This is a genomic window from Arenimonas metalli CF5-1 (genome assembly GCF_000747155.1).
In the GTDB taxonomy this organism is placed as follows: domain Bacteria; phylum Pseudomonadota; class Gammaproteobacteria; order Xanthomonadales; family Xanthomonadaceae; genus Arenimonas; species Arenimonas metalli.
Genome location: NZ_AVCK01000022.1, coordinates 33,486 through 57,144, shown reverse-complemented (window position 1 = coordinate 57,144; position 23,659 = coordinate 33,486). Strand labels below are relative to the sequence as shown.

The following is a 23,659-nucleotide window of genomic DNA, read 5'->3' as shown; positions in this document are numbered from 1 at the left end:
GCGCCGGTCGCGGTGACCGGGGGTTGGTGGCGCGGATCGGGCCGTGGCCCGAACGGGGGATTATGCCGCCTGCGCGGGGTCGCGGGTGATCGTGACCAGGTGGCGGTCGCCTTCGAGGCCCGGGACGGCCAGCGGCTGCACCGATTCGAGCCGCCAGCCGGGCGGCAGCGCGGCCAGCTCGGCCTCGGGGTATTGGCCCTTCATCGCCAGCAGCCGGCCGCCGGGCGAGAGCAGATGGCCGCCGACCGCGAGGATGCCGGCCAGGGTGTCCATGGCGCGGGCGGTGATCTGGTCGTACTGGCCGGGCTCGTCCACGGCCTCGGCGCGGGCGTCGAGCACGCGCACGTTGTCGAGGCCGAGCTGGCGCACGGCTTCGCGCAGGAAGCGGCACTTCTTGCTGATGCTCTCGACCAGGGTGACCTGCAGGCCCGGCACGGCCAGCGCCAGCGGGATGCCGGGCAGGCCCGGGCCGGTGCCCAGGTCGGCCAGCTTGCCGGGCTGCACGTGCCGCCACATCGACAGCGAATCGAGCAGGTGCTTGGACAGCATCTCGCGCGGGTCGCGGATGGCGGTGAGGTTGTAGGTGCCGTTCCAGCGCTCGAGCAGGGCCAGGTAATCGAGCAGGCGCCCGGCCAGCGGCTGCGCCGGCAGGCCCAGCGCGACCAGGCCCGATTCAAGCTCGGGCAGGAGGTGCGATAGCGGATTCATGCCCGCCATTGTCGCGGCAAAAAAGGGGTCAGAGTAAATATTTGTTTGAAACGGCGGGCGAGCCAAGCCGTTTCAAACAAATATTTACTCTGACCCCTTTTTTGGCTTCAGGCGGCGTGGAGGGCGGCGCGGATGACGCGCAGGCCCAGGCCGCCGATGCGGCGGTTGATCTCGGCCTTGAACTGCTCGACGGCGGGCGTGGGCAGGGTGGCCAGCACATCGCGGGCCTGGTCGCTGACCAGGGCGTCCACGCGGTCGAGGTTGGCGCCGGCCCGGGCCGGGTCGAGGATCTGGTAGTACAGCTCGGCGTGCGCGCCTTCGTCGGCGGGGATGTCGAGGTGGTGGCCGATCAGGCAGACCGGCTGGCCCAACTGGTCCAGGCCCGGTACCGTCCAGCGCCAGCCGGCGCCCAGCGCCCGCACGAAGCGCCCGAAGCGATGCACCGTGACCACGCAGTTGTCGGGCACCCGCCGGAAGCCGGTAAGCCAGGCCAGGGAGGCCAGGGGCAGGGGGAGCGGCAGCAGCGGGCTCATGATTGCCAACGGGATCGGGGGGTTAGGAAGTGTTGCTCAAGCATAACCTTCGAAACGTGACTGGTTTCACAATACGGCCAGCGCGGGATTGACGGCGGCGGGAACGCCAGGGCCCGCAGGGCCTACGACCGCGGGCCGCCGGGCGAAGCCCTCAGCGATCCGCCTTGAACAGGCACACGCCGAGCCGCTGGCTCTTCGCGCGGTACATGGCCGCATCCGCCGCGCGCAGGTAGTCGTCGGTGCTCGAAAGCCCGGGCTGGCTGACGACCACGCCGATGCTGGCGCCGACCTCCACCGTCCGCCCGTCGAGCCGGTAGGGCGCCGACAGCGCCGCGGCGATCTGCCCGACGCGCGCGGTGGCCGTGGGCTCGTCCACCGCCTCCAGCAGCACGTTGAACTCATCGCCGCTCATGCGCGCCACCAGGTCGGCGGGCCGCACGCTGCCTTCCAGGCGGCGCGCCACCTGCTGCAGCAGCTGGTCGCCGGCGTGGTGGCCGAAGGTGTCGTTGACCGCCTTGAACTGGTCGAGGTCGAGCAGCAGCACCGCGAACGAGGTGGCGTCGCCCTGGCGTTCCAGGCGTTCTTCCCGGCTCACCGCGCCCTGCTGCACCGCGATGGCGTGCTCCAGGCGATCCCGGAACAGCGGCCGCCCCGGCAGGCTGGTCAGGAAATCGTAGGAGCTGCCGCGTTGCGCCAGGTCGCTCAGGGATCCCGCCATGCGCACCGGCCGGCCCTGCTCGAACTGTGCGACGCCGCGCCAGTTCACCCACACCAGCCGTCCGGACGCGTGCAGTGCGCGGAAGTCCACCGAGAAGTCCGGGCGTTCGCCCGCCAGGTGGCGCCGGTAGGCCGCCTGCACGCGCTCGCGATCGTCCGGGTCGATCCGCTGCCCCAGGAAGGCCCAGCCGTCGTCGTGCTGCGCATCGGCGTCGTCGAGCCCGAGGATCTCGTGGAAGCGCCGCGAGGCGTGGAAGACATCCTCGGCCAGGTTCCAGTACCAGATGCCGTCGTTGGAGCCGCGGGTGGCCAGCGCGTAGCGCGCGTCGGACTGCACCAGCTCGAGCTCGGTCTGCTTCTGCTGGCTGACGTCGATCATCAGGCCGATCATGCGGTTGGGCCGGCCCGGCTCGACGATGGCGCGGCACAGGTCGCGCACCCAGACGACCTTGCCGCCCTTGGCGATCAGCCGGTAGTTCATTTCGTAGGCGTAGCTGTGGGTGGCGTTGTAAGCGGCCTCGTCGATGGCCAGCGCCTGCCCGACGTCCTCCGGGTGCAGGTGCCCGCGCCAGAACCCCGGGTCGGCGCGCCACTCCTCCACCGTGTAGCCGAACAGCCGCTCCACCTGCGGGCTGAGGAAGGTGTTGCCCACGCCGCGCTCGGCCTCCCAGACCACGCCGTCGATGGTTTCGAGCAGGCGCAGGAAGCGCTGCCGCACCTCCACCAGCACCTGCTCGGTGACCTCGGTGATCTCGACCAGCAGGCCCTGGCGGCTGAGCACGCGCTCGCGCTCATCCACGTCGGCCTGCAGCTGCAGGCGCACCCAGCGGTACTCGCCGCCGGCGAAACGCAGGCGGAACACCGGCATGCCCGAGCGCAGCGTGCCGCGGTCGTCGGCATGCACGAAGTCGAGCAAGGAGTGGCCAATCGTGCCGGCCAGCGGATGCCCCGTGACTTTTTGCCAGGCCGGGTTCAGGTACGTGACAACCCACTGCGAATCCGTCTGCACGACGACATCGGGAAGCAGCTGCAGCAGGTGGTCGGGTGGCGTGGCGGGCATGGGGCCAGTATAGGTTCCGGTCCGTTCGGGGAGGGGGCGAAAGTTTCCATTCACGCACGCGTGCGAGACCCATTTGCCAATACCCGGCGGGCAGGTAACCATTCGGCACCCCCGCGCCGAGAACCCGCATGCCTACCGTCCTCGTCACCGGCGCCACCGGCTTCCTGGGCCAGCACCTGCTGCGCGAGCTCGTCGCCGACGGCGCCAAGGCGCGCGGGCTGTCGCGCAGCGCCGGCGGCGATGCCGCGGTGGCCGCCGCGGGCGCGCTGCCGGTGCGCGGCGAGCTGGGCGATGCGGCGTCGCTGGCCGCCGCGATGGAGGGCGTCTCGGCGGTCTTCCACGCCGCCGCCGACACCAACAACTGGGGCCCGGGCGATGCCGCCCAGACCGAAACCAACGTCGGCGGCACCGCACGCCTGCTGGAGGCCGCGCGCGCGGCGGGCGTCACCACCGTCGTGCATACCTCCAGCGTCTCGGCCTACTCGCACCTCGTGCACCAGACCCTGCGCGAGGACGTGCCGCAGCGCGGCGCCGAGTCCTGGATCAACTACGAGCGCACCAAGTACGCGGCCGAGCGCCTGGTGCGCGAATCGGGCCTGCCCTTCCTGGTCTTCCAGCCCTCGCACATCCTCGGGCCGGGCGACCGCAACAACTGGTCGAACCTGATCCGCCTCGTGGATGCCGGCAAGCTGCCGGGCGCGCCGCCGGGCTCGGGGGCGTTCGCCGACGTGCGCGAGATCGCGCGCGCGCAGGTGCGGGCATGGCGCCAGCCGGCGCGCGACGAGACCTGGCTGGTGGGCGGCGAGCACGCCAGCTTCCAGTCGCTGGTCACCGAAATCGGCCGCCAGCTCGGCAAGCCCGCGCCGACGAAGCCGATGCCGGCCTGGCTGCTGCGTGGCCTCGCCCGCACGCTGGACCTGGGCTCGCGGATCACCCGCAAGCGCCCCGACCTGACGCCGGCCGCCGTGGCCTTCACCTGCCACCACCTGAAGGTCGATTCCGGCAAGGCCGAGCGCGAGCTCGGCTATCGCAGCACGCCGTTGCCGGCGCTGCTGGCCGACACCATCGCCTGGCTCCGCGCCGAAGGCCTGCTGTCGGGCTAGCCCGGGGTGCCGCCTTCCATGCCGAAGCGGGCGAGGATGTCGCCGGCCGAGGCCGGCTTGGCGAAGAAGTAGCCCTGGCCCAGGCTCAGGCCGAGCAGGCGCAGCTGGTAGCGCTGCTGCTCGGTCTCGATGCCTTCGGCGATCACTTCCAGGCCGAGGGAATCGGCCAGCAGGCGGATCGCGCGCACGATGGCGGTGCTGCCGCCGCTCTCGCCGCTGCGCAGTTCGGCCACGAAGCTGCGGTCGATCTTCAGGCCATGCAGCGGGAAGCGGTGCAGGTAGCTGAGCGAGGAATAGCCGGTGCCGAAGTCATCGAGCAGCGTGAGCACGCCGGCCTCGCGCAGGCGGCCCAGGCAGGCGTTCACTTCCTCGGGCTGCTCGAGCAGCGCGCCCTCGGTGACCTCCAGCCGCAGGCGGCCGGGCTTCACGCCGTGGCGCGACATCAGCTCCAGCAGGCGCTGGTCGAAATCGGGCGCGCGCAGGTGCCGCGGCGAGACGTTGAGCGTGGTGTAGGCGTTGCGCGCGGACAGGCGCTTGGTGTCGCGGCAGACCAGGTCGTAGATCTGCCAGTCCATGTATTCCAGGCTGCCGGTTTCCTCGGCGATGGAAATGAACTCGCCGGGCGCGCTCAGGCCGCGCGCCGGGTGGTGCCAGCGCATCAGCGCCTCGAAGCCGACCAGGCCGCCGTCGGCCAGGTTCACGATCGGCTGGTAGTAGGGCTCGAACTCCTGGCGCTGCAGCGCGCGGCGCAGGTCGCCCTCGAGCTCGAGCAGCTTGAGCGCCGCCTCGTGCAGGTGTTCGTCGAAGATGGCGTAGCGCTGGCGGCCCGTGGCCTTGGCGCGGTACATCGCCACGTCGGCGTCGCGCAGCAGTTCTTCCGGACGGCGGTAGCGGCCGTCCACCAGGGCGATGCCGATGCTGGCCGAGGTGTAGAGCTCCTTGCCGGCGATGCGCATCGGTTCGGCCAGCGCCACGATCACGCGCTCGGCCACCGCCACCGCGTCGTCGGCGGTGTGGATGAAGTCGAGCACGATGGCGAATTCGTCGCCGCCCAGGCGCGCCACCATGTCCGGGTCGCGCACGCAGCCGCCGATGCGGCGCGCGGCTTCCTTCAGCAGTTCGTCGCCGACCAGGTGGCCGACCGAGTCGTTGACCACCTTGAAGCGGTCGAGGTCGAGGAACAGCACCGCGAACAGCTGGCGCGCATCGGCCCGGTAACGCGACAGCGCCTGGCCCATCCGCCCCAGCAGGTGGCTGCGGTTGGGCAGGCCGGTGAGGGTGTCGTGCAGGGCCTCGTGCTTGAGCTTGAGCTCCATCCGCTCGCGCACCGAGATCTGGTCGAGCAGCTCGCGGTTGGCGTCGGCCAGCTCGCTGGTGCGCGAGGCCACGCGCTGCTCGAGCTCGGCGTAGGCGAGGCGCAGGGACTCGTTCGCGCGGCGGCGGTCGAGCGCCTGGGCGATGTGGAAGGAGACGAAGCTCAGCAGCTCCTGGTCGCGCCGGGTGTAGAGGTAATCGGGCGTGTAGCTCTGCACCGCGATCACGCCGGCGGCCTTGCCGTCCAGGTGCAGCGGCACGCCCAGCCAGCACACCGAGGGCGTGCCGAAGGACATCACTTCGCCGCGCGCCACCAGCGCCCGCACCTGCCCGCGGTCGGCCAGCAGCGGCGCGCCAGTGGTCAGCACGTACTCGGTCAGGCCGCGGGCCAGGCGCCGGCGCGGGCGCTTCTGGTCGCGTTCGTCCACCGAGTAGGGGAAGTCGAGCTCCTGCCGGTCGTCGGTGAGCAGGGCGATGAAGAAGTTGCGGGCGTCGAGCAGGTCGCTGACGATGCCGTGCACCTCGGCGTAGAACACCTCGATGCTCTCGCTGCGCCCGGCCTGCTCGGCGATGCGGAACAGGGCGGCCTGCAGTTTCTCGCTGCGCTCGCGCTCGGTGACCTGCTCGCGCAGCTCGCGGGTGCGCTCGTCCACGCGGCGCTCGAGCTCCTCCTGCGCCTCGCGCCGCGCCAGGGCGGTGAGGATGTGCTGGGCGACGTAGCCCAGCAGCGCGCGGTCGTCCTCGGTGTAGCGCGAGTCGGGGTCGTAGCTCTGCACCACCACCGCGCCGCGCACCACGCCTTCGTCCACCATCGGCACGCCGAGCCAGTCCTCGCTGTCCGGGCCCAGGGTCTCGTCGCGGGACACGGCGAGTTCGCGCCGCACCTCGTCGGACGGGCCCATCACCGGCTTGCCGCGGCGGATCAGGGCCAGGGTCAGGCTGTTGGCCATCTTCTCCGCGCTGAATTCCTCGTTCGGGTCCGGGCAGACCGGGTCGAGGCTGTCGGCGAAGTAGATGAAGCGCATCGACTCGGTCTCGGGCGAGAACCGGACGATGTAGAAGTTCTCGGCGTACATCAGCCGGCCGACGATCTCGTGCAGGCCGCGCAGCACGGTGGCCGTGTCCTCGTCGGAGCTGGCCAGGTCGGAGATGGCGAACAGCGCGCGCTGCAGGCGCTCGGCCTTGCCCAGGCGCTCGACGTCCACCCGAAGGCGCTGGACCTCGGCGGCCAGGGCGGCGGTGTCGTCGCTGCGCGTCGCCGCCGGATTGGCGGCGGGGGCGAAGCTGGGCGCTAGGGGCGTGTGCGGCATCAGGATTCCACCCCCTCCCCGGGGGACTGGCCCGAGTGTATCAGCCGATCTTCACGCCGCCCCCCAGGACCGACGCCGTGTCGCCGCAGGCCTGCAGCCGGCCCCCGGCAATGACCGCGGTCCGCTCGGCCAGGGCCCGCGCCGCGCTGAAATCGTGGGTGATGAACAGCAGGGCCAGGCCGCGCTCGCGCTTGAGCCGGCCCAGCAGGGCCAGCACGCCGGCGCGGTGGTGGGCGTCGAGGGCCGACACGGCTTCGTCGCAGACCAGCAGGTCCGGGTCGGTGGCCAGGGCGCGGGCGATGGCGACGCGCTGGCGCTGGCCGCCGGAGAGCTGGTGCGGCCAGCGATCCGCCAGGGCCGGGTCCAGGCCGACGGCCCCGAGCAGTGCGGCGACGCGGGCGGGGTATTCGCCGCGTTCGCCCAGGGCGTGGATGCGCAGCGGCTCGGCCACGATGTCGCCGATGCGCATGCGCGGGTCGAGCGAGGCGTACGGATCCTGGAACACGACGCCGATGCGCCGGCGCAGGGCCCGGAGCCGGACGCGGCCCGCCTGCAGCAGGTCTTCGCCGTCGACCAGGATGCGGCCCCGGGTGTCGCCGCGCATCAGCCGCAGCAGCGCGCGGCCGAGGGTGCTCTTGCCGCTGCCGCTTTCGCCGACCAGGGCCAGGCACTCGCCGCGGTGCAGCGACAGGCTGGCCTCGCTCACGGACGGCGCCGGCGCGCGCGGGTAGTGCACGCTGAGCGCGTCCACTTCGAGCAGGCGGGGGCCGGGCGCCGACGGCTCCGGCGCGGGCAGGCGGTCGGCGGCCAGGAGTTCGCGGGTGTAGGCATGCGCGGGGTTGGCGAACACGTGCGCGGCGTCGCCGGCCTCGACGCATTCGCCGCGGCGCAGGATGGCGACGCGCTGCGCGTAAGCGGCCACCAGCGGCAGGTCGTGGCTGACCAGCAGCACGGCCAGGCCGAGCTCGCGGCGGAGGCCATCGATGAGATCCAGTGATTCTTTCGCCAGGCGCGGGTCGAGCGCCGACGTCGGTTCATCGGCCAGCAGCAGGCGCGGCTGGCCCGCCAGGGCCAGGGCCAGCAGCACGCGCTGGCGCTGGCCGCCTGAAAGTTGGTGCGGGTAGCGATCGAACAATTCGCCGGGCGTCGGCAGTTGCAGGCGGTCGAACAGGGCGAGCGCTTCGCGCCGCGCCGCGGCGGCATCGAGGCCGCGCAGCACCCGCAGGCTTTCCACCAAGAGGGCACCGACGCGACGCAGCGGATGCAGGCTGGCCTGCGGGTCCTGCGGCATCCAGGCGATGGCGCGGCCGCGCAGCGCGGCGTGGTCGCGGCCGCCCGGGGCGATGGCCTGTCCCTGCCAATGCAGCATGCCGCGCGCGGCGAGCCCGGGCGGCAGCAGGCCCAGCAGCGACATCACGGTGAGGCTCTTGCCGCTGCCGCTTTCGCCGACCAGGCCCAGGCAGTCGCCTGCGTGCAGGTCGAGGTCGAGCGGGCCGAGCAGGCGGCGCGGGCCGGTCGACACCTCGAGGCCGCACAGCGAGAGCAGCGCGCTCATGCCGCGGCCCCGGGATCGCGCGGCGACCCGGGCGCGCTCATGCCGACGCCCCGCGCACGTCGAGCCAGTCGCGCAGGCCGTCGCCCAGGAACTGGAAGCTCGCGAGCGTGGCGACCAGGAAGCCGGCCGGGAACAGCAGCGACCACGGCGCCGTGTCGAGCTCCTGGCTGCCTTCGTGCAGCAGGCTGCCCCAGCTGGCCGCGGGTTCGTCGACGCCGAGGCCGAGGAAGCCGAGGAAGCTCTCGACCAGGATCGTCTGCGGCAGGATCAGGCCCAGGTAAACCAGTGCCAGCGGCATCAGGTTGGGCAGCAGGTGCCAGCGCAGCACCTGGTCGAAGCGGGCGCCGGCCGCGCGCGCCGCGAGCACGAAGGGCGCTTCGCGCAGGCGCGCGGCCTCGGCCCGCACCACGCGGGCGAGGTCGATCCAGACGTAGCCGCCGATCGCCGCCAGCAGCAGCCACAGCGAGCGCCCGAACAGCGCCAGCAGCAGGATCACGATCAGCAGGAAGGGCAGGGCCGACAACAGGTCGAGCACGCGCACCATCGCGCGCTCGACCCGGCCGCCGGCGTAACCGGCGACGGCGCCGTAGGCCAGGCCGATCACCAGCGCCACCGCCGTGGCCAGCGCGCCCACCGTCAGCGATAGCCGCCCGCCGGCCAGCGTGCGCGCCAGGATGTCGCGGCCGATCGCGTCGGTGCCGAACCAGTGGCCGCTCGCCAGCGACGGCGGCGACGACAGCGCGTTCCAGTCGGGCTGGTGTGGGTCGTGGCCGGGCAGCAGCAGGGCCAGCCAGCAGGCGGCGGCCAGCAGCGCGATGACCGCGAGGCAGAGCCGGGCCTGGCGCGGCAGGCCTTCGCGTGGTGATGACGAACTCTTCATGCCGTGCTGATCATGCCTTCGTAGGCTCCGTGACGGGGAGCACGCTTTCGGTCACATCGTACCGGCGCCGCCCGCCCGTCACGCTGCAGGCGACTGCCGTACGCGCCGCCGACCCCCGTCGGCCCCGCGGCTCCCGGCCCGGTCCTGCGTCCATCCACCTGTTCTGGAGTCACGCATGAAGATCACGCCCCTCCGGCCCGTCGCCGTTTCGCTGGCGCTCGCCCTGTGCTTCACCCAGCCCGTGCTTGCCGAGGACGGCACGGCCCCCGGCAGCAAGACTGCCATCGACCGGGAAACCGGCCGGCTGCGCGCCACCACCGTCGCCGAGGACCGCGAACTCGAGCGCGACGCCGCCCGCCTGGCCGCGCAATCGCGCGGCAAGCCCGCGCCGGGCGCCGCCGCCCTCGTACGCCCCGCGACGGAAAGCGAGGCCCTGCAGACCCAGGTCCGCCACGCCGACGGCACCGTGTCCATGCAGGTCCCCGAAAGCCTGGACAGCCAGGTGGTGGCGACCCGCGACGCCGACGGCAGGCTCGTCGTCACCCATGCCGAAGCGACCGCGGAGGGCCACGACCATGACTAAGTCCTCGCTCGCCCTCGCCCTGGCGGCGGCACTGTTCGCTGCGCCCGCGTTCGCCGCCGAGATCGTGGTGGTGAACCTCGACGCCGGCACCGGCGCCGGCCTCGACGATCCGTCCCCGCGCGCGCCGCAGGGCGGCAACCCGGGCACCACCCTGGGCGAACAGCGCCAGGTGGCCTACGCCTACGCCGCGAAGATGTGGGGCGCGATCATGCAGTCCGACGTGCCGATCCGGGTCGGCGCGCGCTTCATCCCGCAGGCCTGCACCGCCACCGGCGCGGTGCTGGGTTCCGCCGGCACCACCTCGGTGTTCCGCGATTTCCCGGGCGCCACGCGGCCGGGCACCTGGCATAACGTCGCGCTCACCGAATCGATCGTCGGCGTGGACCTCAACCCGGGCTTGCTCGACATCAACTCGCAGTTCAACAGCCGCATCAGCGGCGACCCGGCCTGCCTGGGCGGCGCCGACTGGTACTACGGCCTCGACGGCCAGACGCCGGCGGGCGCGGTGAACTTCCTCAACGTGGTGATGCACGAGATCGGCCACGGCATCGGCTTCCAGAGCTTCCTCAACGTCACCACCGGCAACCTGTTCGGCTTCGCGGCGCCGTCGCCGGTGAATCCGGCGGGCTCGCCGGGCTTCCCGGACGTGTACCTGGCCAATGCCTTCAACAACACGCTTGGCAAGGCCTTCCCGGACATGACCGCGGCCGAGCGCCAGTTCGCGGTGCGCAACGCCGGCGGCACGGTGTGGACCGGTCCGGACGTGTCGGCAGTGGCTCCGGATTACCTCGACCCCGAGCTGGCGCTGAACGTCAGCGGCATCGCGTCGCCGCTGCCGGTGGGGCGCTCGAGCCTGGGTCCGGCGGTGACCGGGCCGGAGTTCGCCGGCACGATCGCGCTGGCCGACGACGGCGTGGATGCCGGCGCCGATGCCTGCACGCCGCTCGCCAATGCCGCCGACGTGGCGGGCCGGATCGCGCTGGTCGATCGCGGCGTGTGCGCGTTCGCGATCAAGGCGGTGAACGCCCAGGCCGCGGGGGCCATCGGCGTGCTCGTGGCCAACAACGTGCCGGGCGTGATCGAGCCGGGCGGCGTGGACCCCGCGGTCACCGTCCCGGTGCTGGGTATCAGCCTCGAAGCCGGCGGGCAGATCCGTGCGCTGGCGCCCGGGGCCACGGTGGCGGCGGTGGCCGACCCGGTGCGCCGGGTGGGCGCCGACGCGCTCGGTCGCGTTCGCCTGAACACGCCGGCGGCGCTGGCGCCGGGATCGACGTTCTCGCACTTCGACACCGCGCTGAACCCGAACGCACTGATGGAACCGTCGATCACCGGCACCCTGCGCGGCGACCTCGACGTGGACCTGACGCCGGCGCTGTTCCGCGACACCGGCTGGCGCACCTCGGCCGGCAACGCCACGCTGGGCAGCTGCGATACCGGCGTGCCGGTGGTGGATCCGTCCGGCATCGCCGTGGGCGCGAGCATCGAGGCGCGTTCGCTGGTCTGCTCGGCCTTCGCGGCCGACAAGGGGGAGTACCAGGACTGCATCACGGCCTATGCCGACAGCCTGGTCGAAGCCGGCCTGATCGAAGGCCGCAGCAAGGGCCGCATCGCCACCTGCGCCGCGCGCCAGCGCTGAGTCGAACCGGGGGCCGGCGCGTCCGGCCCCCGGTGTTTCCCCGGCCAGCGGCGTATCATCGGGGCACCTGATCCGCGTGGACCCGTCGAACGCCATGGCCTTCCCGTACACCCGCCCCCGGCGCATGCGCCGCGACGATTTCTCCCGGCGCCTGATGCGCGAGCACCGGCTCAGCGCCGACGACCTGATCCTGCCGGTCTTCATCCACGAACTGCAGGGCCGCGCCGCGGTCGCCTCGATGCCGGGCGTCGAGCGCCTGTCCATCGACGAGCTGCTGCGTACCGCCGAGCAGGCGGTGGCGCTGAAGATCCCGGCGATCGTGCTGTTCCCGGTCACCGCGCCCGAGGCGAAGTCGCTCGATGCCGCCGCCGCCTGGGACGAGAACGGGCTGGCGCAGCGCGCCATCCGCGCGCTCAAGCAGCGTTTCCCGGAGCTTGGCGTGATCACCGACGTGGCGCTGGACCCGTACACCACGCATGGCCAGGACGGCCTGGTGGACGACAGCGGCTACGTGGTCAACGACGAAACCGTGGAGGCGCTGGTGCTGCAGGCGCTGTCGCACGCCGACGCCGGCGCCGACGTGGTGGCGCCCAGCGACATGATGGACGGCCGCATTGGCGCGATCCGCGAGGCGCTGGAAGAGCACGGCCACCTCAACACCCGCATCCTGGCCTACTCGGCCAAGTACGCCTCGAGTTTCTACGGCCCGTTCCGCGACGCCGTGGGCAGCGCCGGCGCGCTCGGCAAGGGCAACAAGTACACCTACCAGATGGACCCCGCCAATTCCGACGAGGCCCTGCGCGAAGTCGGCCTCGACCTCGAGGAAGGCGCCGACATGGTGATGATCAAGCCGGGCCTGCCCTACCTCGACATCGTGCGGCGGGTGAAGGACCACTACGGCGCGCCCACCTTCGTGTACCAGGTGAGCGGCGAGTACGCGATGCTCAAGGCCGCCGCGCAGAACGGCTGGCTGGACGAACGCGCCTGCGCGCTGGAGTCGCTGGTGTCGATCAAGCGCGCCGGCGCCGATGGCGTGCTGACTTATTTCGCGCTCGATGCGGCGCGCTGGCTCAAGGAGGAATGACATGACCGCGCATTACGCCGTCTTCGGACACCCCGTGGCGCACTCGCTGTCGCCGCGCATCCACGCCGCCTTCGCGAAGCAGATGGGCATCGCGATGGAGTACGTCGCCATCGACGCCAGCCCGGCCGACTTCGCCAGCGCCGTCAGCGCCTTCGCCACCGTGGGCGGGCGCGGCGCCAACGTCACGCTGCCGCACAAGGAGCGCGCCGCCGCCCTGTGCAGCCAGCTCAGCGAGCGCGCCCGCCGCGCCGGCGCGGTGAACACGCTCAAGCGCGTGGGCCTGCAGTGGCACGGCGACAACACCGACGGCGAAGGCCTGGTGCGCGACCTCACCGGCCGCCACGGGCTCGACCTGCGCGCGCGCCGCGTGCTGCTGCTCGGCGCTGGCGGCGCCGCCCGCGGCGTGGCACCGGCCCTGCTAGATGCCGGCATCCAGGAGCTGTGGATCGTCAACCGCACGCCGGAGAAGGCCGACGCGCTGGCCGATGCCCTGGGCCAGCCCGACCGCGTGCACACGCGCTACCTCGCGGACCTGCCGAACCTCGGCAACTACGACATGATCGTCAACGCCACCTCGGCCGGCCGCGGCGAGGCCGACTTCAAGCTGCCGTTCCGCCTGGCCGAGGCGCGCGCGCTGGCGGTGGACCTGAGCTACGGCGAAGCCGCCATCCCCTTCCTGGCCTGGGCCCAGGCCGCCGGCTGCGAGCCGCGCATCGACGGCCTCGGCATGCTGGTCGAACAGGCCGCCGAAAGCTTCGCGATCTGGCACGGCCAGCGCCCCGAGACCGACGAGGTCTACGCCGAGCTCCGCGCCCACGCCGACGCCCTCCACACCGCCGACTGACGACATGACCACTGATTTCCTGATCGCCACCTTCTTCAACCTCGGCCTGAACATCATCCAGACGCTGATCGCGCTGGTGGTGGCGGTGCTGGGCCTGCAGTTCATCGACCGCAAGCTGCTCAAGCACATCGACATCGAGCAGGAGCTGCAGAAGGGCAACCTCGCGGTGGCGATCTTCGCGTCCACCATCCTGCTGTTTGTGGCGATCGTGACGGTGTTCGGCCTGCGCGGATGAATCGCGGCGGCAAGACCTCACCGCTGGCGTGGATGCTGCTGATCGGGATGGTGCTGATGTCCGTGCGCGCCCTCGAGCGCGTCGGGGGCGGTGGCGACGGCCCACGGTCTGCGGCCGAAGCGCTGCCGGAACTCCCCGCGCCCGCCACGCCCGGCGAGGACTTCGCCGCGCCGCCGGAGACCCGCGCGATCGAGCTGGCCAATGGCTATCGCTTGCACGAAGGCCAGGTGGCCGAGGCGCTGCGCGAGGCAGGGCACGCGGAAACCTGGATGTCCTTCGGCTGGATCTTCGGCGACGAAACCGTCACTACGGTGGCGCCGGGCCTGGACCGCCGCCATCACTTCGCCAACGCCTACCTGGTGGGCTACGTCCCCTTCGAAGGCGTCGATGCGTGGGTGCCGCTCGTGTCGCTGGCGCAGCGCAAGCAGTACGCCTACGACCACGACCAGTATCCGGGCGTGCCCGAACTGTGGCAGACCTCGCGCGAGGCCTTCTTCTACCCGCAGGGCGACTGCGAGGACCACGCCATCGCGCTGGCGGACTGGCTGATCGGCCTGGGCCTGGACGCGCGCGTGGTGCTGGGCCGGATGAAGGAGGAAGGCCACGCCTGGGTGGTGGTGCTCGACGGCGCCCGCACCTACCTGCTCGAGGCCACGCACAAGCGCCCCGGCCGCGCGCTGCCGCTGGCCAGCCAGCTGCCGGACTACCGGCCCGAGGCGATGTTCAACCGCGACAGCTATTGGGTGAACACGGGATCGCCGCTCACCACCGACTACACCGGGGCGCGCTGGCAGCGCCGCTCCGGGTTCCTGCGCGACTAGCCTGCCGCCTTACTCGCGGTCGAAATTGATGCGCACGTCCTTGACGGTGCTGCTGACCAGCGCCATCCGGAATCGGGGGTGGTACAGGCGCCGCTTCACGAGCAGGTCCTCGCCGTCGTCGCGCTCCACGCGCCAGCCCCAGGGCAGGGCGCGGTCGAGCGCACGCTGCACCTTGGACGACACGCGGTTCTCGCCGTCATTGCGCTCGATCGCCACGCTGATCTGGTAGTCCGCGCCGCGCTCGTCCGTCACCGCGATCACGATCTCGCCCGCGGATTCGGCGGCGCCGCTGAACTCCAGCCGCCATTTGTTCGAGCGGGGCCCCGCGTCCGCGGGCTCGCCGGACGCCGCGGCGGGCGGCGGGACGATGCTGGCGGGGCCGGTGGCGGCGAACGCGGGCGCGGCGGCGAGCGCGATCGCCAGGAACCACGGGAAAGTCTTCGTGCGCGTCTCGGTCATGAGGGTCTCCCGGGGCTGGCCAGTGGAATCAGAGGTACTCGTCCTTCAGGCGGACGTAGTGCTTGGCGCTGTAGTAGAGCTGCTCGATTTCCTTGTCGCTGAGCTGGCGCACGGGCTTGGCGGGGTTGCCGAGCCAGAGTTCGCCGCTGCGCACGGTCTTGCCGGGCGGCACCACGGCGCCGGCGCCGACGAAGCCGTGCTGTTCGACCACGGCGCCGTCGAGCACGGTGGCGCCCATGCCGATCAGCACCGCGTTGCCGATGGTGCAGGCATGGATGATGGCGCCGTGGCCGATGGTGACGTCGTCGCCGATCAGCGTGGGCCAGCCGCCCGGCCGCGTGTAGGGGCCTTCGTGGGTGACGTGGACGATGGTGCCGTCCTGGATGTTGGTGCGGGCGCCGATGCGGATGTGGTTGACGTCGCCGCGCACCACGCAGCCTGGCCAGATCGAGCTGTCCTCGCCCAGGTGGACGTCGCCGATGACGCAGGCGGCGGGATCGACGTAGGCGCGGGCGCCGAGGGTGGGGACGATGCCCCGGAAGGGTCGGATGTGCATGCCGGCATTCTAACCATCCCTTCGCGCCGCCCCGCCGTGAAGGGCATAAACTGGGGCCATGGATACCCCCGCCCACCCCGACCACGACCTGCGGCCCCTGCTCGAGCAGGTCCGCGCCGCCCATCGCCGCCAGCCGCCGTCCTACCGGCAGCGCATGGACGACCTGGCCCGGCTGGGCGAGGTGGTCCGCTCGCACCGGGATGAGCTGGTGAAGGCGGTCTCGGCCGACTTCGGCCGCCGATCCCGGCACGAGACCCTGGCCGCGGACGTGATGGTCACGCTGGACGAGATCAAATACCTGCGGCGCAAGCTGCGCGGCTGGATGCGCCCCGAGCGCCGCGGCCTGAACCTGGCCTTCCTGCCCGCCCGCGGCGAGATCCGCCGCATGCCGCTGGGCGTGGTCGGCATCGTGGCGCCCTGGAACTACCCGATCCAGCTGGCCCTGATCCCGCTGGCCGACGCCATCGCCGCGGGCAACCACGTGCTGGTGAAGCCGTCCGAACACACCCCGCGCACCTCGGCCCTGCTGGCCCGGCTGCTGGCGGAAGCCTTCCCGTCCGAGCGGGTGACGGTGGTGCAGGGCGACGCCGCGGTCGGCGCGGCGTTCACCCGGCTGCCCTTCGACCACCTGGTGTTCACCGGTTCCACCGCCGTGGGCCGCGCGGTGATGGCCGCCGCCGCCGACCACCTGACGCCGCTGACGCTCGAGCTTGGCGGCAAGTCGCCCGCGCTGGTGGCGCCGGGCTACCCGGTCGAGCAGGCCGCCGACCGCATCGCCGCGGGCAAGTGCTTCAACGCCGGCCAGACCTGCGTGGCGCCCGACTACGTGCTGGTGCCCCGCGCCCAGCGCGACGAGTTCGTGCGCGCCTACCTGGCCAGCGTGCGCCGCCGTTACCCGACGCTGGCCGCCAACCCCGACTACACCGCGGTGGTGAACCACCGCCAGGCCAACCGCCTGCGCGACTGGCTCGACGACGCCCGCGACCGCGGCGTCTCGGTGATCCAGTACCGCCCCGACAGCGAGGCGCCGCCGCCCGGCGTCGAAGTGATCCCGCCCACCGTGCTGCTCGACCCGCCGGACGAAGCCAAGGTGATGCAGGAGGAAATCTTCGGCCCGCTGCTGCCGGTGAAGTCCTACGACGACCACGACGCCGCCATCGCCTACATCAACGGCCGCGACCGGCCGCTGGCCTTCTATCCCTTCGACCGCGACCGGGCGCGCCTGCAGCGCACGCTGGACGCCGTGGTCGCGGGCGGCGTCTGCGTGAACGACTGCCTGATCCAGTTCGGCCAGCACTCGCTGCCGGTCGGCGGCGTCGGCCCCAGCGGCATGGGTGAGTATCACGGCCACGCCGGCTTCCTGGCCTTCAGCAAATCCATGCCGGTGCTGTACCAGTCCCGCCTCAACGGCATGTCGGTATTCGACCCGCCGTTCGGTAAGCTCGCGGACTTCGTGGTGAAGCTGTTCACGCGATGAACGCGCGACGCACCGGTCTTGGCGGGTCGCTGGCGGCGCTCGTGGCGGCCGCGATCCCGATGGGGATCCCGGCCGCACCCGGCGGCGCAGCCTGGGCCGCGCCCGTCGCGGCGATCGGCGCGAACCCGGTGCGCCCTCACTCCGCCGAGCCTGCGGCCCAAGGGACCGCCGCGTCGCCGCTTCGCCTCTCGGCCGCCGACAGCGGCCGCGCGATGAGGCTGCCGGTCGGCACCGTGCTGCGCGTGGAGCTCGACGCCAACTACAGCACCGGCAGCGAATGGCAGCGCCGCGACGCCTTCGGCGCCGTGCTCGATTCCGTGCCCTGCGAGGGCCTGGTGCGCGAGCCGCTGGTGAAGGCCGGCGAGCCCGCCCCGCCGGTCGGCACCGGCAGCACCGCACGCTACTGCTTCCGCGCTGCCGCGCCCGGCCGCGCGTTCCTCTATCTTTTCTACGGCCGCGCCTGGCAGCCCGAATCTTCGCCGCTGGGCAGCTTCAGCCTCGATGTCACCGTCACGCCCGCCGCCTGAGGCTTGGAATCCGCGGCCCGCAACGCCATCTGGAAACGCATGAATACTGAAAACCCCCTGCTCGCCGCCGGCGAACTCCCCGCCTTCTCCGCCATCACGCCGGACCAGGTGAACCCGGCCATCGACGAGGTGCTCGCCGGCTTCCGCGCCGAAGTGGCGCGCCTGGTCGCCGACCCGCAGGCGCGCGACTTCGCCCGCCTGATGGCGCCGCTGGAGCGCTGGGAAGAGCGCCTCGGCCGCTGCTTCGCGCCGGTCTCGCACCTGCACGGCGTCAAGGATTCGCCGGAGCTGCGCGCCGCGTATTCCGCCGCGCTGGAGAAGCTCACCGAGCACGGCACCGAGCTCGGGCAGAACCGCGATCTCTACGAGGCGGTGAAGGCCGTGCGCGAAGCCCCGGGCTTCGAGGCCATGGACCGCGCGCGCCGCACGGTGGTCGAGGACAGCCTGCGCGGCTTCCGGCTCTCGGGCGTGGCGCTGGAAGAGCCGGCGCGCTCGCGCTTCAAGGACATCCAGACCCAGCTGAGCAAGCTCGAGACCGAGTTCGAGGAAGCGGTGCTCGACGCCACCGATGCGTGGACGCGGCCCGTCACCGAGGCCGAGCTCGCGGGCCTGCCGGAATCCGCCCGCGACATGCTGCGCACGATGGCGAAGGACAAGGGCGTCGCGGGTCACCTGGCCACGCTGAAGGGTCCGGTGGTGCAGGCCATCCTCACCTTCGCCGACGACCGCGCGCTGCGCGAACAGCTCTACACCGCCTACAACACGCGCGCTTCCGACCAGGGCCCGCAGGCCGGAACCCGCGACAACAGCGGGCGCATCGAGCAGATCATGGCGCTGCGCCACGAGGCCGCGGCGCTGCTGGGCTTCGACTCCAGCGCGCACCTGTCGCTGGCCGACAAGATGGCCGGCACGCCCGAGCGCGTGCTCGGCTTCCTGCGCGAGCTGGCGGCCAAGGCCAAGCCCGTGGCCGCGCGCGAGCTCGAAGAGCTGCGCGCCTTCGCCGCCGCCGAGCTCGGCATCGCCGACCTCCAGCCCTGGGACGTCGCGTACTGCGCCGAGAAGTTGCGCGAGCGCCGCTTCGCCTTCAGCGAGGAAGACCTCAAGCCCTACTTCCCGCTGCCGGCGGTGATGCAGGGCCTGTTCACGGTGGCCGAGCGCGTGTTCGGCGTGAAGCTGGTCGAGCGCCACGGCGTGGATGCCTGGCACCCGGACGTGCACTACTTCGACGTGGTGGACCATGACGGCACCGTGCGCGCCGGCGTCTACCTCGACCACTACGCGCGCGCCGGCAAGCGCGGCGGCGCCTGGATGGACGTGTGCCGCTCGCGCATGGACGACGGCGAATCCCTGTTCAAACCGGTGGCCTACCTGACCTGCAATTTCGCGCCGCCGGCCGGGGATGGCAGGCCTGCCTTGCTGACCCACGACGACGTGATCACGCTTTTCCACGAGTTCGGCCACGGCATCCACCACCTGCTCACCGAGGTGGACTGGCCCAGCATCGGCGGCATCAGCGGCGTCGAGTGGGACGCGGTCGAGCTGCCGAGCCAGTTCATGGAGAACTTCGCCTGGCAGCGCGAGGCGCTGGACATGTTCGCGCGCCACTGGCAAACCGGCGAGCGCCTGCCCGACGACCTGTACGCGAAGATGCTGCAGGCGCGGCACTTCCACGCCGGCCTGTTCCTGGTGCGGCAGCTGGAGTTCGCGCTGTTCGACTTCCGCCTGCACCTGGAGTTCGACCCGGCCCGCGGCGCGCGCGCGCTCGAGGTTCTCAACGAGGTGCGCGACGAAGTCGCCGTGCTGCCGCCGCCGGCCTGGCACCGCGGCCCGCACGCCTTCACCCACATCTTCTCGGGAGGCTACGCGGCCGGCTACTACAGCTACCTGTGGGCCGAGGTGCTGAGCGCGGATGCGTTCGCGGCCTTCGAGGAAGCCGGCGTCTTCGACGCCGACACCGGCGCCCGCTACCGCCGCGAGATCCTCGCGGTGGGCGGCTCGCGCCCGGCGCTGGAGAGCTTCGTGGCCTTCCGCGGCCGCGAACCCCAACCCGACGCCCTGCTCCGCTCCTACGGCCTCGCGGCTTGATTCTTTTAGCCACGGATGAACACAGATAAACACGGATAGAGCACAACAAGTTCTGGAGGTAGCTCGCTCCTGGGGGCGTGTGGCCTTGAGCACCCCCGCTCCTATCTGTGTTCATCAGTGTTCATCAGTGGCTAAACCGCTTTCAACGGCACTCCCATGAACCCCGGTCGTCGCCTGGCGCTGATCGTGGCGTGTGCGTTGTTCATCGAGAACATGGACTCGACGGCGATCGCGACCTCGTTGCCGGCGATCGCCGCCGACCTTGGCACCGAGCCGATTGCGCTCAAGCTCGCGCTCACCGCCTACCTGCTGGCGCTGGCGGTGTTCATTCCCGTCAGCGGATGGGTGGCGGACCGGTTCGGGGCGCGCAGCACCTTCATGGCCGCGATCGCCGTGTTCCTGCTGGGCTCGCTGGCCTGCGCCGCCAGCGGCACGCTCGAGCAGATGGTCGCCGCGCGCTTCCTGCAGGGCATGGGCGGCGCGCTGATGGTGCCGGTGGGGCGGCTGGTGCTGCTGCGCACGGTGCCCAAGAGCGAGCTGGTGCAGGCGCTGAGCTGGCTGACGATTCCCGCGCTGGTGGCGCCGATCATCGGGCCGCCGCTCGGTGGCCTCATTTCGACCTACAGCGACTGGCGCTGGATCTTCCTGATCAACCTCCCGATGGGCTTGCTGGGGCTATTCCTGGCCTGGCGCTTCGTGCCGGACCTGCGCGAGCCGGTGAAGCCGCTGGACTGGACGGGTTTCGCGCTGTCCGGCCTCGGCCTCGCGCTGGCGCTGTTCGGATTCTCCAGCCTCGGGCGGCACATGGTGTCCACGCCGGTGGCGGTGGGCTGCCTGCTGCTGGGCCTCGGCGGCATGGCGGGCTACGTGTGGCACGCACTGCGACATCCGCATCCGCTGATCGACCTGCGGCTGCTGGTGCTGCCCACCTTCCGCGCCGGCGTGATGGGCGGCATGCTGTTCCGCATCGGCATCGGCGCCACGCCCTTCCTGCTGCCGCTGATGCTGCAGCTCGGCTTCGGCCTGACGCCGCTGGCCTCGGGCCTGCTCACCTTCGTGTCGGCGGTGGGCGCGATGTTCATGAAGACGATCGCGGCCAGCGTGCTCAAGCGCTTCGGTTTCCGGCGCGTGCTGTGGGTGAACGCGCTGCTGGCCTCGGCGATGCTGGCGGGCTTCGGCCTGTTCCGCGCCGACACCGCGCACGGGGTGATCATGGCGGTGCTGCTGGTGTCGGGCTGCTTCCGCTCGCTGCAGTTCACCAGCCTCAACGCCATCAGTTACGCCGAGGTGGACCCGGCGCGCATGGGCCAGGCCAGCAGCCTGTCGGGCATGATGCAGCAGCTCTCGCTGGCGTTGGGCGTGGCCATCGGCGGCTACGCGCTGCAGATCGCCGGCGCGTTCACTGGCCACGACTACGCCGACGCGAGCAACTTCGGCTGGGCCTTCCTGACCGTGGGCACGATCTCGGCGCTCTCGGCCTGGGTCATGTTCCGTCTGCCGCCCGACGCCGGCGCCGAAATGGCCGGCCGCGCGGAGCCGGGCCACGAGATCACCGACCCGAAACCGGCGCAGCGGCCGAATACGTGAGGGGGTGTTGGGAGCGGTTTTGACGCGGATTAACGCGGATAAACGCGGATAGGGCAAAAGCAAATCGATAGTGGATCTTCGCGGGATTCTGCCGCGGGCAGGGACCCAAACCTGTCTTTGCTCCATCCGCGTTTATCCGCGTCAATCCGCGTCGAAAATGCCCTTCAAGCCCCCGCAGCCCATCGCCGCGACGATTACTTGATGGCTTCGAGTTCCCAGAGGAGCCAGGCCGGCGAAAGCTGGGCGCGCTTGCCGCGGAGGAAGCGGATCCAGCGGCGCACCGCGCGCGCGAGGCGCTTCGCGGGGCCGTGGTTCTGCGGCGAGTTGGCCAGGGCGCTGTAGGCGCTGGCGCGTTCGGTGCGCAGCACGCGGATCGCGCGGAAGCGGCCGGTGAAGCCGTACATCGCGCCCAGCGGGGACTCACCGCAGAAATAGGCGTGGCTCTCGTCGGTGATGAAGTTGACGTGGGTCGGGTCGACGAAGGCCTCGGGATGCGGGTACGCCGGCGTGAGCGCATACAGCCGCCCGCCCGGCGCCAGCACGCGCCAGATCTCGTCCATCAGCCGCACGAAGGGGAAGCAGGTGCCGCCGTTGCCGTCGGGAAACAGCCGCGGCACGTGTTCGAGGTAGTCGAAGGCCGACACCGACCCCAGGCTGCTGTCGGCGAACGGGATCGGCTGCAGCACCAGGTTGGCGACGCGGTGCTCGTAATCCACCGGGCCGTCGGGCGCGCGGATGTCCACGCCGTACAGCGTGCCGCGGCCGTAGGGATTGCGCGGGTGCGTGCCGCAGCCGAGGTCGAGGTGGCAGTCGGGAAGGCTCATGCCCGGATTATGCCCAAGCCCCGGCGCGGCATCACCCGAAGAAGCCGCGGAACGCGGCGATGGCGCGCGCGAGCCCGTCGTCATCCACGTCCAGGTGCGTGACCAGTCGGATGCGCGGCCCGCGTCCGGCCGAGATGAGCACGCCTTCCTCGCGCAGCCTTGCGGCCAGCGCCGCCTGCCGGCCATCGGGCACGGTGATGAAGACGAGGTTGGTCTGCGGCGCGTCCACCTGCACGTCGGGCAGCGCGGCCAGCGCGTCGGCCAGCTGCTTCGCGCGGCGGTGGTCGTCGGCCAGGCGCGCCACGTGGTGGTCGAGCGCATGCGACGCCATCGCCGCCAGCTGCCCGGCCTGGCGCCAGCCGCCGCCCAGCACCTTGCGCCAGCGGCGCGCCTTGTCGATCAGTTCGTGCGTGCCCAGCAGCACCGAGCCCACGGGCGCCCCCAGCCCCTTCGACAGGCACACCGACACCGAGTCGAAATGCGAGGCGATGTGCGCCGCGGTGGTGCCGCCAGCCACCGCCGCGTTGAACAGCCGCGCGCCGTCGAGGTGGTAGGCCAGGCCGTTCGTCTTCGCCAGTTCGCGCGCCTGGGCGAGGTAGGGCAGGGGCAGCACGCGGCCGTGCCAGGTGTTCTCCAGCGCCAGCAGGCGCGTGCGCGCGAAGTGCGGGTCGCCGGCGGGCTTGATCGCCGCGGCCACGGCGTCCAGCGGCAGCGTGCCGTCGGGCGCGTTGACGATCGGCTGCGGCTGGATCGAGCCCAGCACCGCGGCGCCGCCGCCCTCGTACTTGTAGGTGTGCGCGTCCATGCCCACCAGGTATTCGTCGCCGCGTTCGCAGTGCGCCATCAGCGCCAGCAGGTTGCTCTGGGTGCCGCTGGGCACGAACAGGCCGGCGGCGAAGCCGAGCTCGCCGGCCAGCCGCTCCTGCAGCGCGTTCACGCTGGGGTCGTCGCCCATCACGTCGTCGCCGACCGGGGCGCGAAGACCCGCTTCGCGCATGGCGTCGGTCGGGCGGGTGACGGTGTCGCTGCGGAGATCTACCGGGGGCATGCGCGGCCTGCGTGGCGGGAAGCGAGCCGCCACTCTGGCCGAGCCACGCCGCGAAGGCAACGCTCAGGCCATGCGGCGCAGGGTGTCGTCGCGGCGGACGAAGTGGTGGTACAGCGCGGCGGCCGCGTGCAGGCCCACGACGTAGTAGAACGCCGTGCCGACCCACTCGTGCAGCTCCTCCAGCTGTCCCGCCAGCGCGGCATCGGGCGCCAGCAGCGCGGGCAGGGCGATCTGCGTGAAGGGCAGCAGGATGTCCTTGCCGTCGGTCCAGGCCGTGCCCAGCCCGAGCAGGGGCTGCACGACCAGCATTGCGTAAAGCAGCAGGTGCACCGCCTTGGCCGGCAGCGCCTGCCAGGCCGGCAGCGCAGGGGCTGCACGACCAGCATTGCGTAAAGCAGCAGGTGCACCGCCTTGGCCGGCAGCGCCTGCCAGGCCGGCAGCGGCGGCCGCACCGCGGGCGCGGGGCGCGAGAACGCCAGCAGCAGGCGCGGCAGCATCAGCGCCAGCAGGGCAATGCCAACCCAGAAATGGGCCTGCACCATGGCCAGGCGGGCGGGCGTACCGCGCTCGAACCACCCGCGGCCCTCGATGAAGACGAAGGCCAGCACGATGCCGAGGAACATCAGCCAGTGCAGGGCGCGGCGGGACGGGGCGTAGCGGCGGGCGGGGTCCATGGGAAAGCTCCGGTTGGATTCCTGAGCATCACACTACGC

22 protein-coding genes and 1 pseudogene are annotated in these 23,659 nt (G+C 71.7%); 11 read left to right on the top strand and 12 right to left on the bottom strand.

Annotated elements, in window-relative coordinates; translation table 11 throughout:
• Positions 1-60: 60 nt before the first annotated feature.
• The 3 genes from rsmG to N787_RS08540 form a co-directional block, all read right to left on the bottom strand.
• Positions 61-708, bottom strand: coding sequence for a 16S rRNA (guanine(527)-N(7))-methyltransferase RsmG (gene rsmG, locus N787_RS08550; protein ID WP_034212666.1), 648 nt, complete (start codon positions 706-708; stop codon positions 61-63).
• 107 nt (positions 709-815) lie between these two features.
• Complete coding sequence (locus tag N787_RS08545; protein ID WP_034212664.1) at positions 816-1,241, bottom strand: SPFH domain-containing protein; 426 nt, start codon at positions 1,239-1,241, stop codon at positions 816-818.
• A gap of 151 nt (positions 1,242-1,392) precedes the next feature.
• Complete coding sequence (locus N787_RS08540; RefSeq protein WP_034212662.1) at positions 1,393-3,018, bottom strand: PAS domain-containing protein; 1,626 nt, start codon at positions 3,016-3,018, stop codon at positions 1,393-1,395.
• Between the two features lie 128 nt (positions 3,019-3,146).
• Here N787_RS08540 and N787_RS08535 point away from each other — a divergent pair, with 128 nt between their 5' ends.
• Positions 3,147-4,121: an NAD-dependent epimerase/dehydratase family protein gene (locus N787_RS08535; protein WP_034212660.1), complete on the top strand. Its 975-nt coding sequence runs from the start codon at positions 3,147-3,149 to the stop codon at positions 4,119-4,121.
• Here the strand turns inward: N787_RS08535 and N787_RS08530 are convergent.
• From N787_RS08530 to N787_RS08520, 3 genes are read right to left on the bottom strand one after another with little or no spacing between them, the layout of a single operon-like run.
• Positions 4,118-6,745: a bifunctional diguanylate cyclase/phosphodiesterase gene (locus N787_RS08530; RefSeq protein ID WP_052575306.1), complete on the bottom strand. Its 2,628-nt coding sequence runs from the start codon at positions 6,743-6,745 to the stop codon at positions 4,118-4,120. The two genes, N787_RS08535 and N787_RS08530, sit on opposite strands and share 4 nt — an antisense overlap.
• 40 nt (positions 6,746-6,785) lie before the next feature.
• Positions 6,786-8,300, bottom strand: coding sequence for an ATP-binding cassette domain-containing protein (locus N787_RS08525; RefSeq protein WP_052575305.1), 1,515 nt, complete (start codon positions 8,298-8,300; stop codon positions 6,786-6,788).
• 37 nt (positions 8,301-8,337) lie between these two features.
• On the bottom strand, positions 8,338-9,180 hold the full coding sequence (locus N787_RS08520; RefSeq protein ID WP_052575304.1) for an ABC transporter permease: 843 nt from the start codon (positions 9,178-9,180) through the stop codon (positions 8,338-8,340).
• A 175-nt stretch (positions 9,181-9,355) separates the two neighbouring features.
• On the opposite strand from N787_RS08520, the gene N787_RS08515 reads away from it, so the two are divergent.
• The 6 genes from N787_RS08515 (at position 9,356) to N787_RS14350 (ending at position 14,383) form a co-directional block, all read left to right on the top strand.
• Positions 9,356-9,763 (top strand): post-PEP-CTERM-1 domain-containing protein, encoded by a 408-nt coding sequence (locus N787_RS08515; protein ID WP_052575303.1) that lies wholly within the window; start codon positions 9,356-9,358, stop codon positions 9,761-9,763.
• The gene (locus N787_RS08510; RefSeq protein ID WP_052575302.1) at positions 9,756-11,399 is read left to right on the top strand and encodes a PA domain-containing protein; all 1,644 of its coding nucleotides are present in this window, start codon (positions 9,756-9,758) and stop codon (positions 11,397-11,399) included. The genes N787_RS08515 and N787_RS08510 overlap by 8 nt, the downstream gene beginning before the upstream one ends.
• Before the next feature lie 94 nt (positions 11,400-11,493).
• On the top strand, positions 11,494-12,483 hold the full coding sequence (gene hemB, locus N787_RS08505; RefSeq protein ID WP_034212806.1) for a porphobilinogen synthase: 990 nt from the start codon (positions 11,494-11,496) through the stop codon (positions 12,481-12,483).
• Position 12,484: 1 nt separating this feature from the next.
• Entirely contained in the window at positions 12,485-13,327 is an 843-nt protein-coding gene (gene aroE, locus N787_RS08500; protein ID WP_034212658.1) for a shikimate dehydrogenase, read from the top strand.
• A 4-nt stretch (positions 13,328-13,331) separates the two neighbouring features.
• Entirely contained in the window at positions 13,332-13,562 is a 231-nt protein-coding gene (locus tag N787_RS08495) for a DUF350 domain-containing protein (protein ID WP_034212656.1), read from the top strand.
• The gene (locus tag N787_RS14350) at positions 13,559-14,383 is read left to right on the top strand and encodes a transglutaminase domain-containing protein (protein WP_052575301.1); all 825 of its coding nucleotides are present in this window, start codon (positions 13,559-13,561) and stop codon (positions 14,381-14,383) included. The genes N787_RS08495 and N787_RS14350 overlap by 4 nt, the downstream gene beginning before the upstream one ends.
• 9 nt (positions 14,384-14,392) lie before the next feature.
• Here the strand turns inward: N787_RS14350 and N787_RS08485 are convergent, their stop codons facing one another.
• Together N787_RS08485 and N787_RS08480 are read right to left on the bottom strand one after the other, a co-directional pair.
• Positions 14,393-14,842 carry a hypothetical protein gene (locus tag N787_RS08485; RefSeq protein ID WP_034212654.1) on the bottom strand — a complete coding sequence of 150 codons (450 nt, stop codon included), beginning with the start codon at positions 14,840-14,842 and terminating at the stop codon, positions 14,393-14,395.
• A gap of 28 nt (positions 14,843-14,870) precedes the next feature.
• The gene (locus N787_RS08480) at positions 14,871-15,398 is read right to left on the bottom strand and encodes a gamma carbonic anhydrase family protein (protein WP_034212652.1); all 528 of its coding nucleotides are present in this window, start codon (positions 15,396-15,398) and stop codon (positions 14,871-14,873) included.
• A 58-nt stretch (positions 15,399-15,456) separates the two neighbouring features.
• Between N787_RS08480 and N787_RS08475 the strand changes: the two genes are divergently transcribed.
• From N787_RS08475 to N787_RS08460, 4 genes are all read left to right on the top strand, one after another.
• Positions 15,457-16,875: a coniferyl aldehyde dehydrogenase gene (locus N787_RS08475; RefSeq protein ID WP_034212650.1), complete on the top strand. Its 1,419-nt coding sequence runs from the start codon at positions 15,457-15,459 to the stop codon at positions 16,873-16,875.
• Positions 16,872-17,402 carry a protease inhibitor I42 family protein gene (locus tag N787_RS08470; RefSeq protein ID WP_034212647.1) on the top strand — a complete coding sequence of 177 codons (531 nt, stop codon included), beginning with the start codon at positions 16,872-16,874 and terminating at the stop codon, positions 17,400-17,402. The genes N787_RS08475 and N787_RS08470 overlap by 4 nt, the downstream gene beginning before the upstream one ends.
• A gap of 39 nt (positions 17,403-17,441) precedes the next feature.
• Complete coding sequence (locus N787_RS08465) at positions 17,442-19,487, top strand: M3 family metallopeptidase (RefSeq protein ID WP_034212645.1); 2,046 nt, start codon at positions 17,442-17,444, stop codon at positions 19,485-19,487.
• 156 nt (positions 19,488-19,643) lie between these two features.
• Positions 19,644-21,074 carry an MFS transporter gene (locus N787_RS08460; RefSeq protein WP_034212643.1) on the top strand — a complete coding sequence of 477 codons (1,431 nt, stop codon included), beginning with the start codon at positions 19,644-19,646 and terminating at the stop codon, positions 21,072-21,074.
• 194 nt (positions 21,075-21,268) lie between these two features.
• On the opposite strand, the gene N787_RS14345 is transcribed toward N787_RS08460, so the two are convergent.
• The 4 genes and pseudogenes from N787_RS14345 to N787_RS15525 all read right to left on the bottom strand — a co-directional run.
• Entirely contained in the window at positions 21,269-21,898 is a 630-nt protein-coding gene (locus N787_RS14345) for a class I SAM-dependent methyltransferase (RefSeq protein ID WP_052575300.1), read from the bottom strand.
• A gap of 31 nt (positions 21,899-21,929) precedes the next feature.
• On the bottom strand, positions 21,930-22,946 hold the full coding sequence (gene ltaE / locus N787_RS08450; RefSeq protein WP_034212641.1) for a low-specificity L-threonine aldolase: 1,017 nt from the start codon (positions 22,944-22,946) through the stop codon (positions 21,930-21,932).
• A 63-nt stretch (positions 22,947-23,009) separates the two neighbouring features.
• Positions 23,010-23,309, bottom strand: coding sequence for a cytochrome b (locus N787_RS15430; protein ID WP_483756943.1), 300 nt, complete (start codon positions 23,307-23,309; stop codon positions 23,010-23,012).
• A gap of 104 nt (positions 23,310-23,413) precedes the next feature.
• Positions 23,414-23,620, bottom strand: a pseudogene (locus N787_RS15525) (cytochrome b/b6 domain-containing protein); the annotation flags it as partial.
• Positions 23,621-23,659: the final 39 nt, after the last annotated feature.

Bases quoted from the DNA above. Each gene is read 5' to 3' on its own strand.
- N787_RS08495 (WP_034212656.1), top strand. From the start codon at position 13,332: ATGACCACTGATTTCCTGATCGCCACCTTCTTCAACCTCGGCCTGAAC.
- N787_RS08485 (WP_034212654.1), bottom strand. From the start codon at position 14,842: ATGACCGAGACGCGCACGAAGACTTTCCCGTGGTTCCTGGCGATCGCG.
- N787_RS08470 (WP_034212647.1), top strand. From the start codon at position 16,872: ATGAACGCGCGACGCACCGGTCTTGGCGGGTCGCTGGCGGCGCTCGTG.
- N787_RS08510 (WP_052575302.1), top strand. From the start codon at position 9,756: ATGACTAAGTCCTCGCTCGCCCTCGCCCTGGCGGCGGCACTGTTCGCT.
- N787_RS08520 (WP_052575304.1), bottom strand. From the start codon at position 9,180: ATGAAGAGTTCGTCATCACCACGCGAAGGCCTGCCGCGCCAGGCCCGG.
- N787_RS08465 (WP_034212645.1), top strand. From the start codon at position 17,442: ATGAATACTGAAAACCCCCTGCTCGCCGCCGGCGAACTCCCCGCCTTC.
- ltaE (WP_034212641.1), bottom strand. From the start codon at position 22,946: ATGCCCCCGGTAGATCTCCGCAGCGACACCGTCACCCGCCCGACCGAC.
- N787_RS08545 (WP_034212664.1), bottom strand. From the start codon at position 1,241: ATGAGCCCGCTGCTGCCGCTCCCCCTGCCCCTGGCCTCCCTGGCCTGG.
- N787_RS08540 (WP_034212662.1), bottom strand. From the start codon at position 3,018: ATGCCCGCCACGCCACCCGACCACCTGCTGCAGCTGCTTCCCGATGTC.
- aroE (WP_034212658.1), top strand. From the start codon at position 12,485: ATGACCGCGCATTACGCCGTCTTCGGACACCCCGTGGCGCACTCGCTG.
- N787_RS08515 (WP_052575303.1), top strand. From the start codon at position 9,356: ATGAAGATCACGCCCCTCCGGCCCGTCGCCGTTTCGCTGGCGCTCGCC.
- hemB (WP_034212806.1), top strand. From the start codon at position 11,494: ATGGCCTTCCCGTACACCCGCCCCCGGCGCATGCGCCGCGACGATTTC.
- N787_RS08480 (WP_034212652.1), bottom strand. From the start codon at position 15,398: ATGCACATCCGACCCTTCCGGGGCATCGTCCCCACCCTCGGCGCCCGC.
- N787_RS08525 (WP_052575305.1), bottom strand. From the start codon at position 8,300: ATGAGCGCGCTGCTCTCGCTGTGCGGCCTCGAGGTGTCGACCGGCCCG.
- rsmG (WP_034212666.1), bottom strand. From the start codon at position 708: ATGAATCCGCTATCGCACCTCCTGCCCGAGCTTGAATCGGGCCTGGTC.
- N787_RS08475 (WP_034212650.1), top strand. From the start codon at position 15,457: ATGGATACCCCCGCCCACCCCGACCACGACCTGCGGCCCCTGCTCGAG.
- N787_RS08535 (WP_034212660.1), top strand. From the start codon at position 3,147: ATGCCTACCGTCCTCGTCACCGGCGCCACCGGCTTCCTGGGCCAGCAC.
- N787_RS14350 (WP_052575301.1), top strand. From the start codon at position 13,559: ATGAATCGCGGCGGCAAGACCTCACCGCTGGCGTGGATGCTGCTGATC.
- N787_RS08460 (WP_034212643.1), top strand. From the start codon at position 19,644: ATGAACCCCGGTCGTCGCCTGGCGCTGATCGTGGCGTGTGCGTTGTTC.
- N787_RS14345 (WP_052575300.1), bottom strand. From the start codon at position 21,898: ATGAGCCTTCCCGACTGCCACCTCGACCTCGGCTGCGGCACGCACCCG.
- N787_RS08530 (WP_052575306.1), bottom strand. From the start codon at position 6,745: ATGCCGCACACGCCCCTAGCGCCCAGCTTCGCCCCCGCCGCCAATCCG.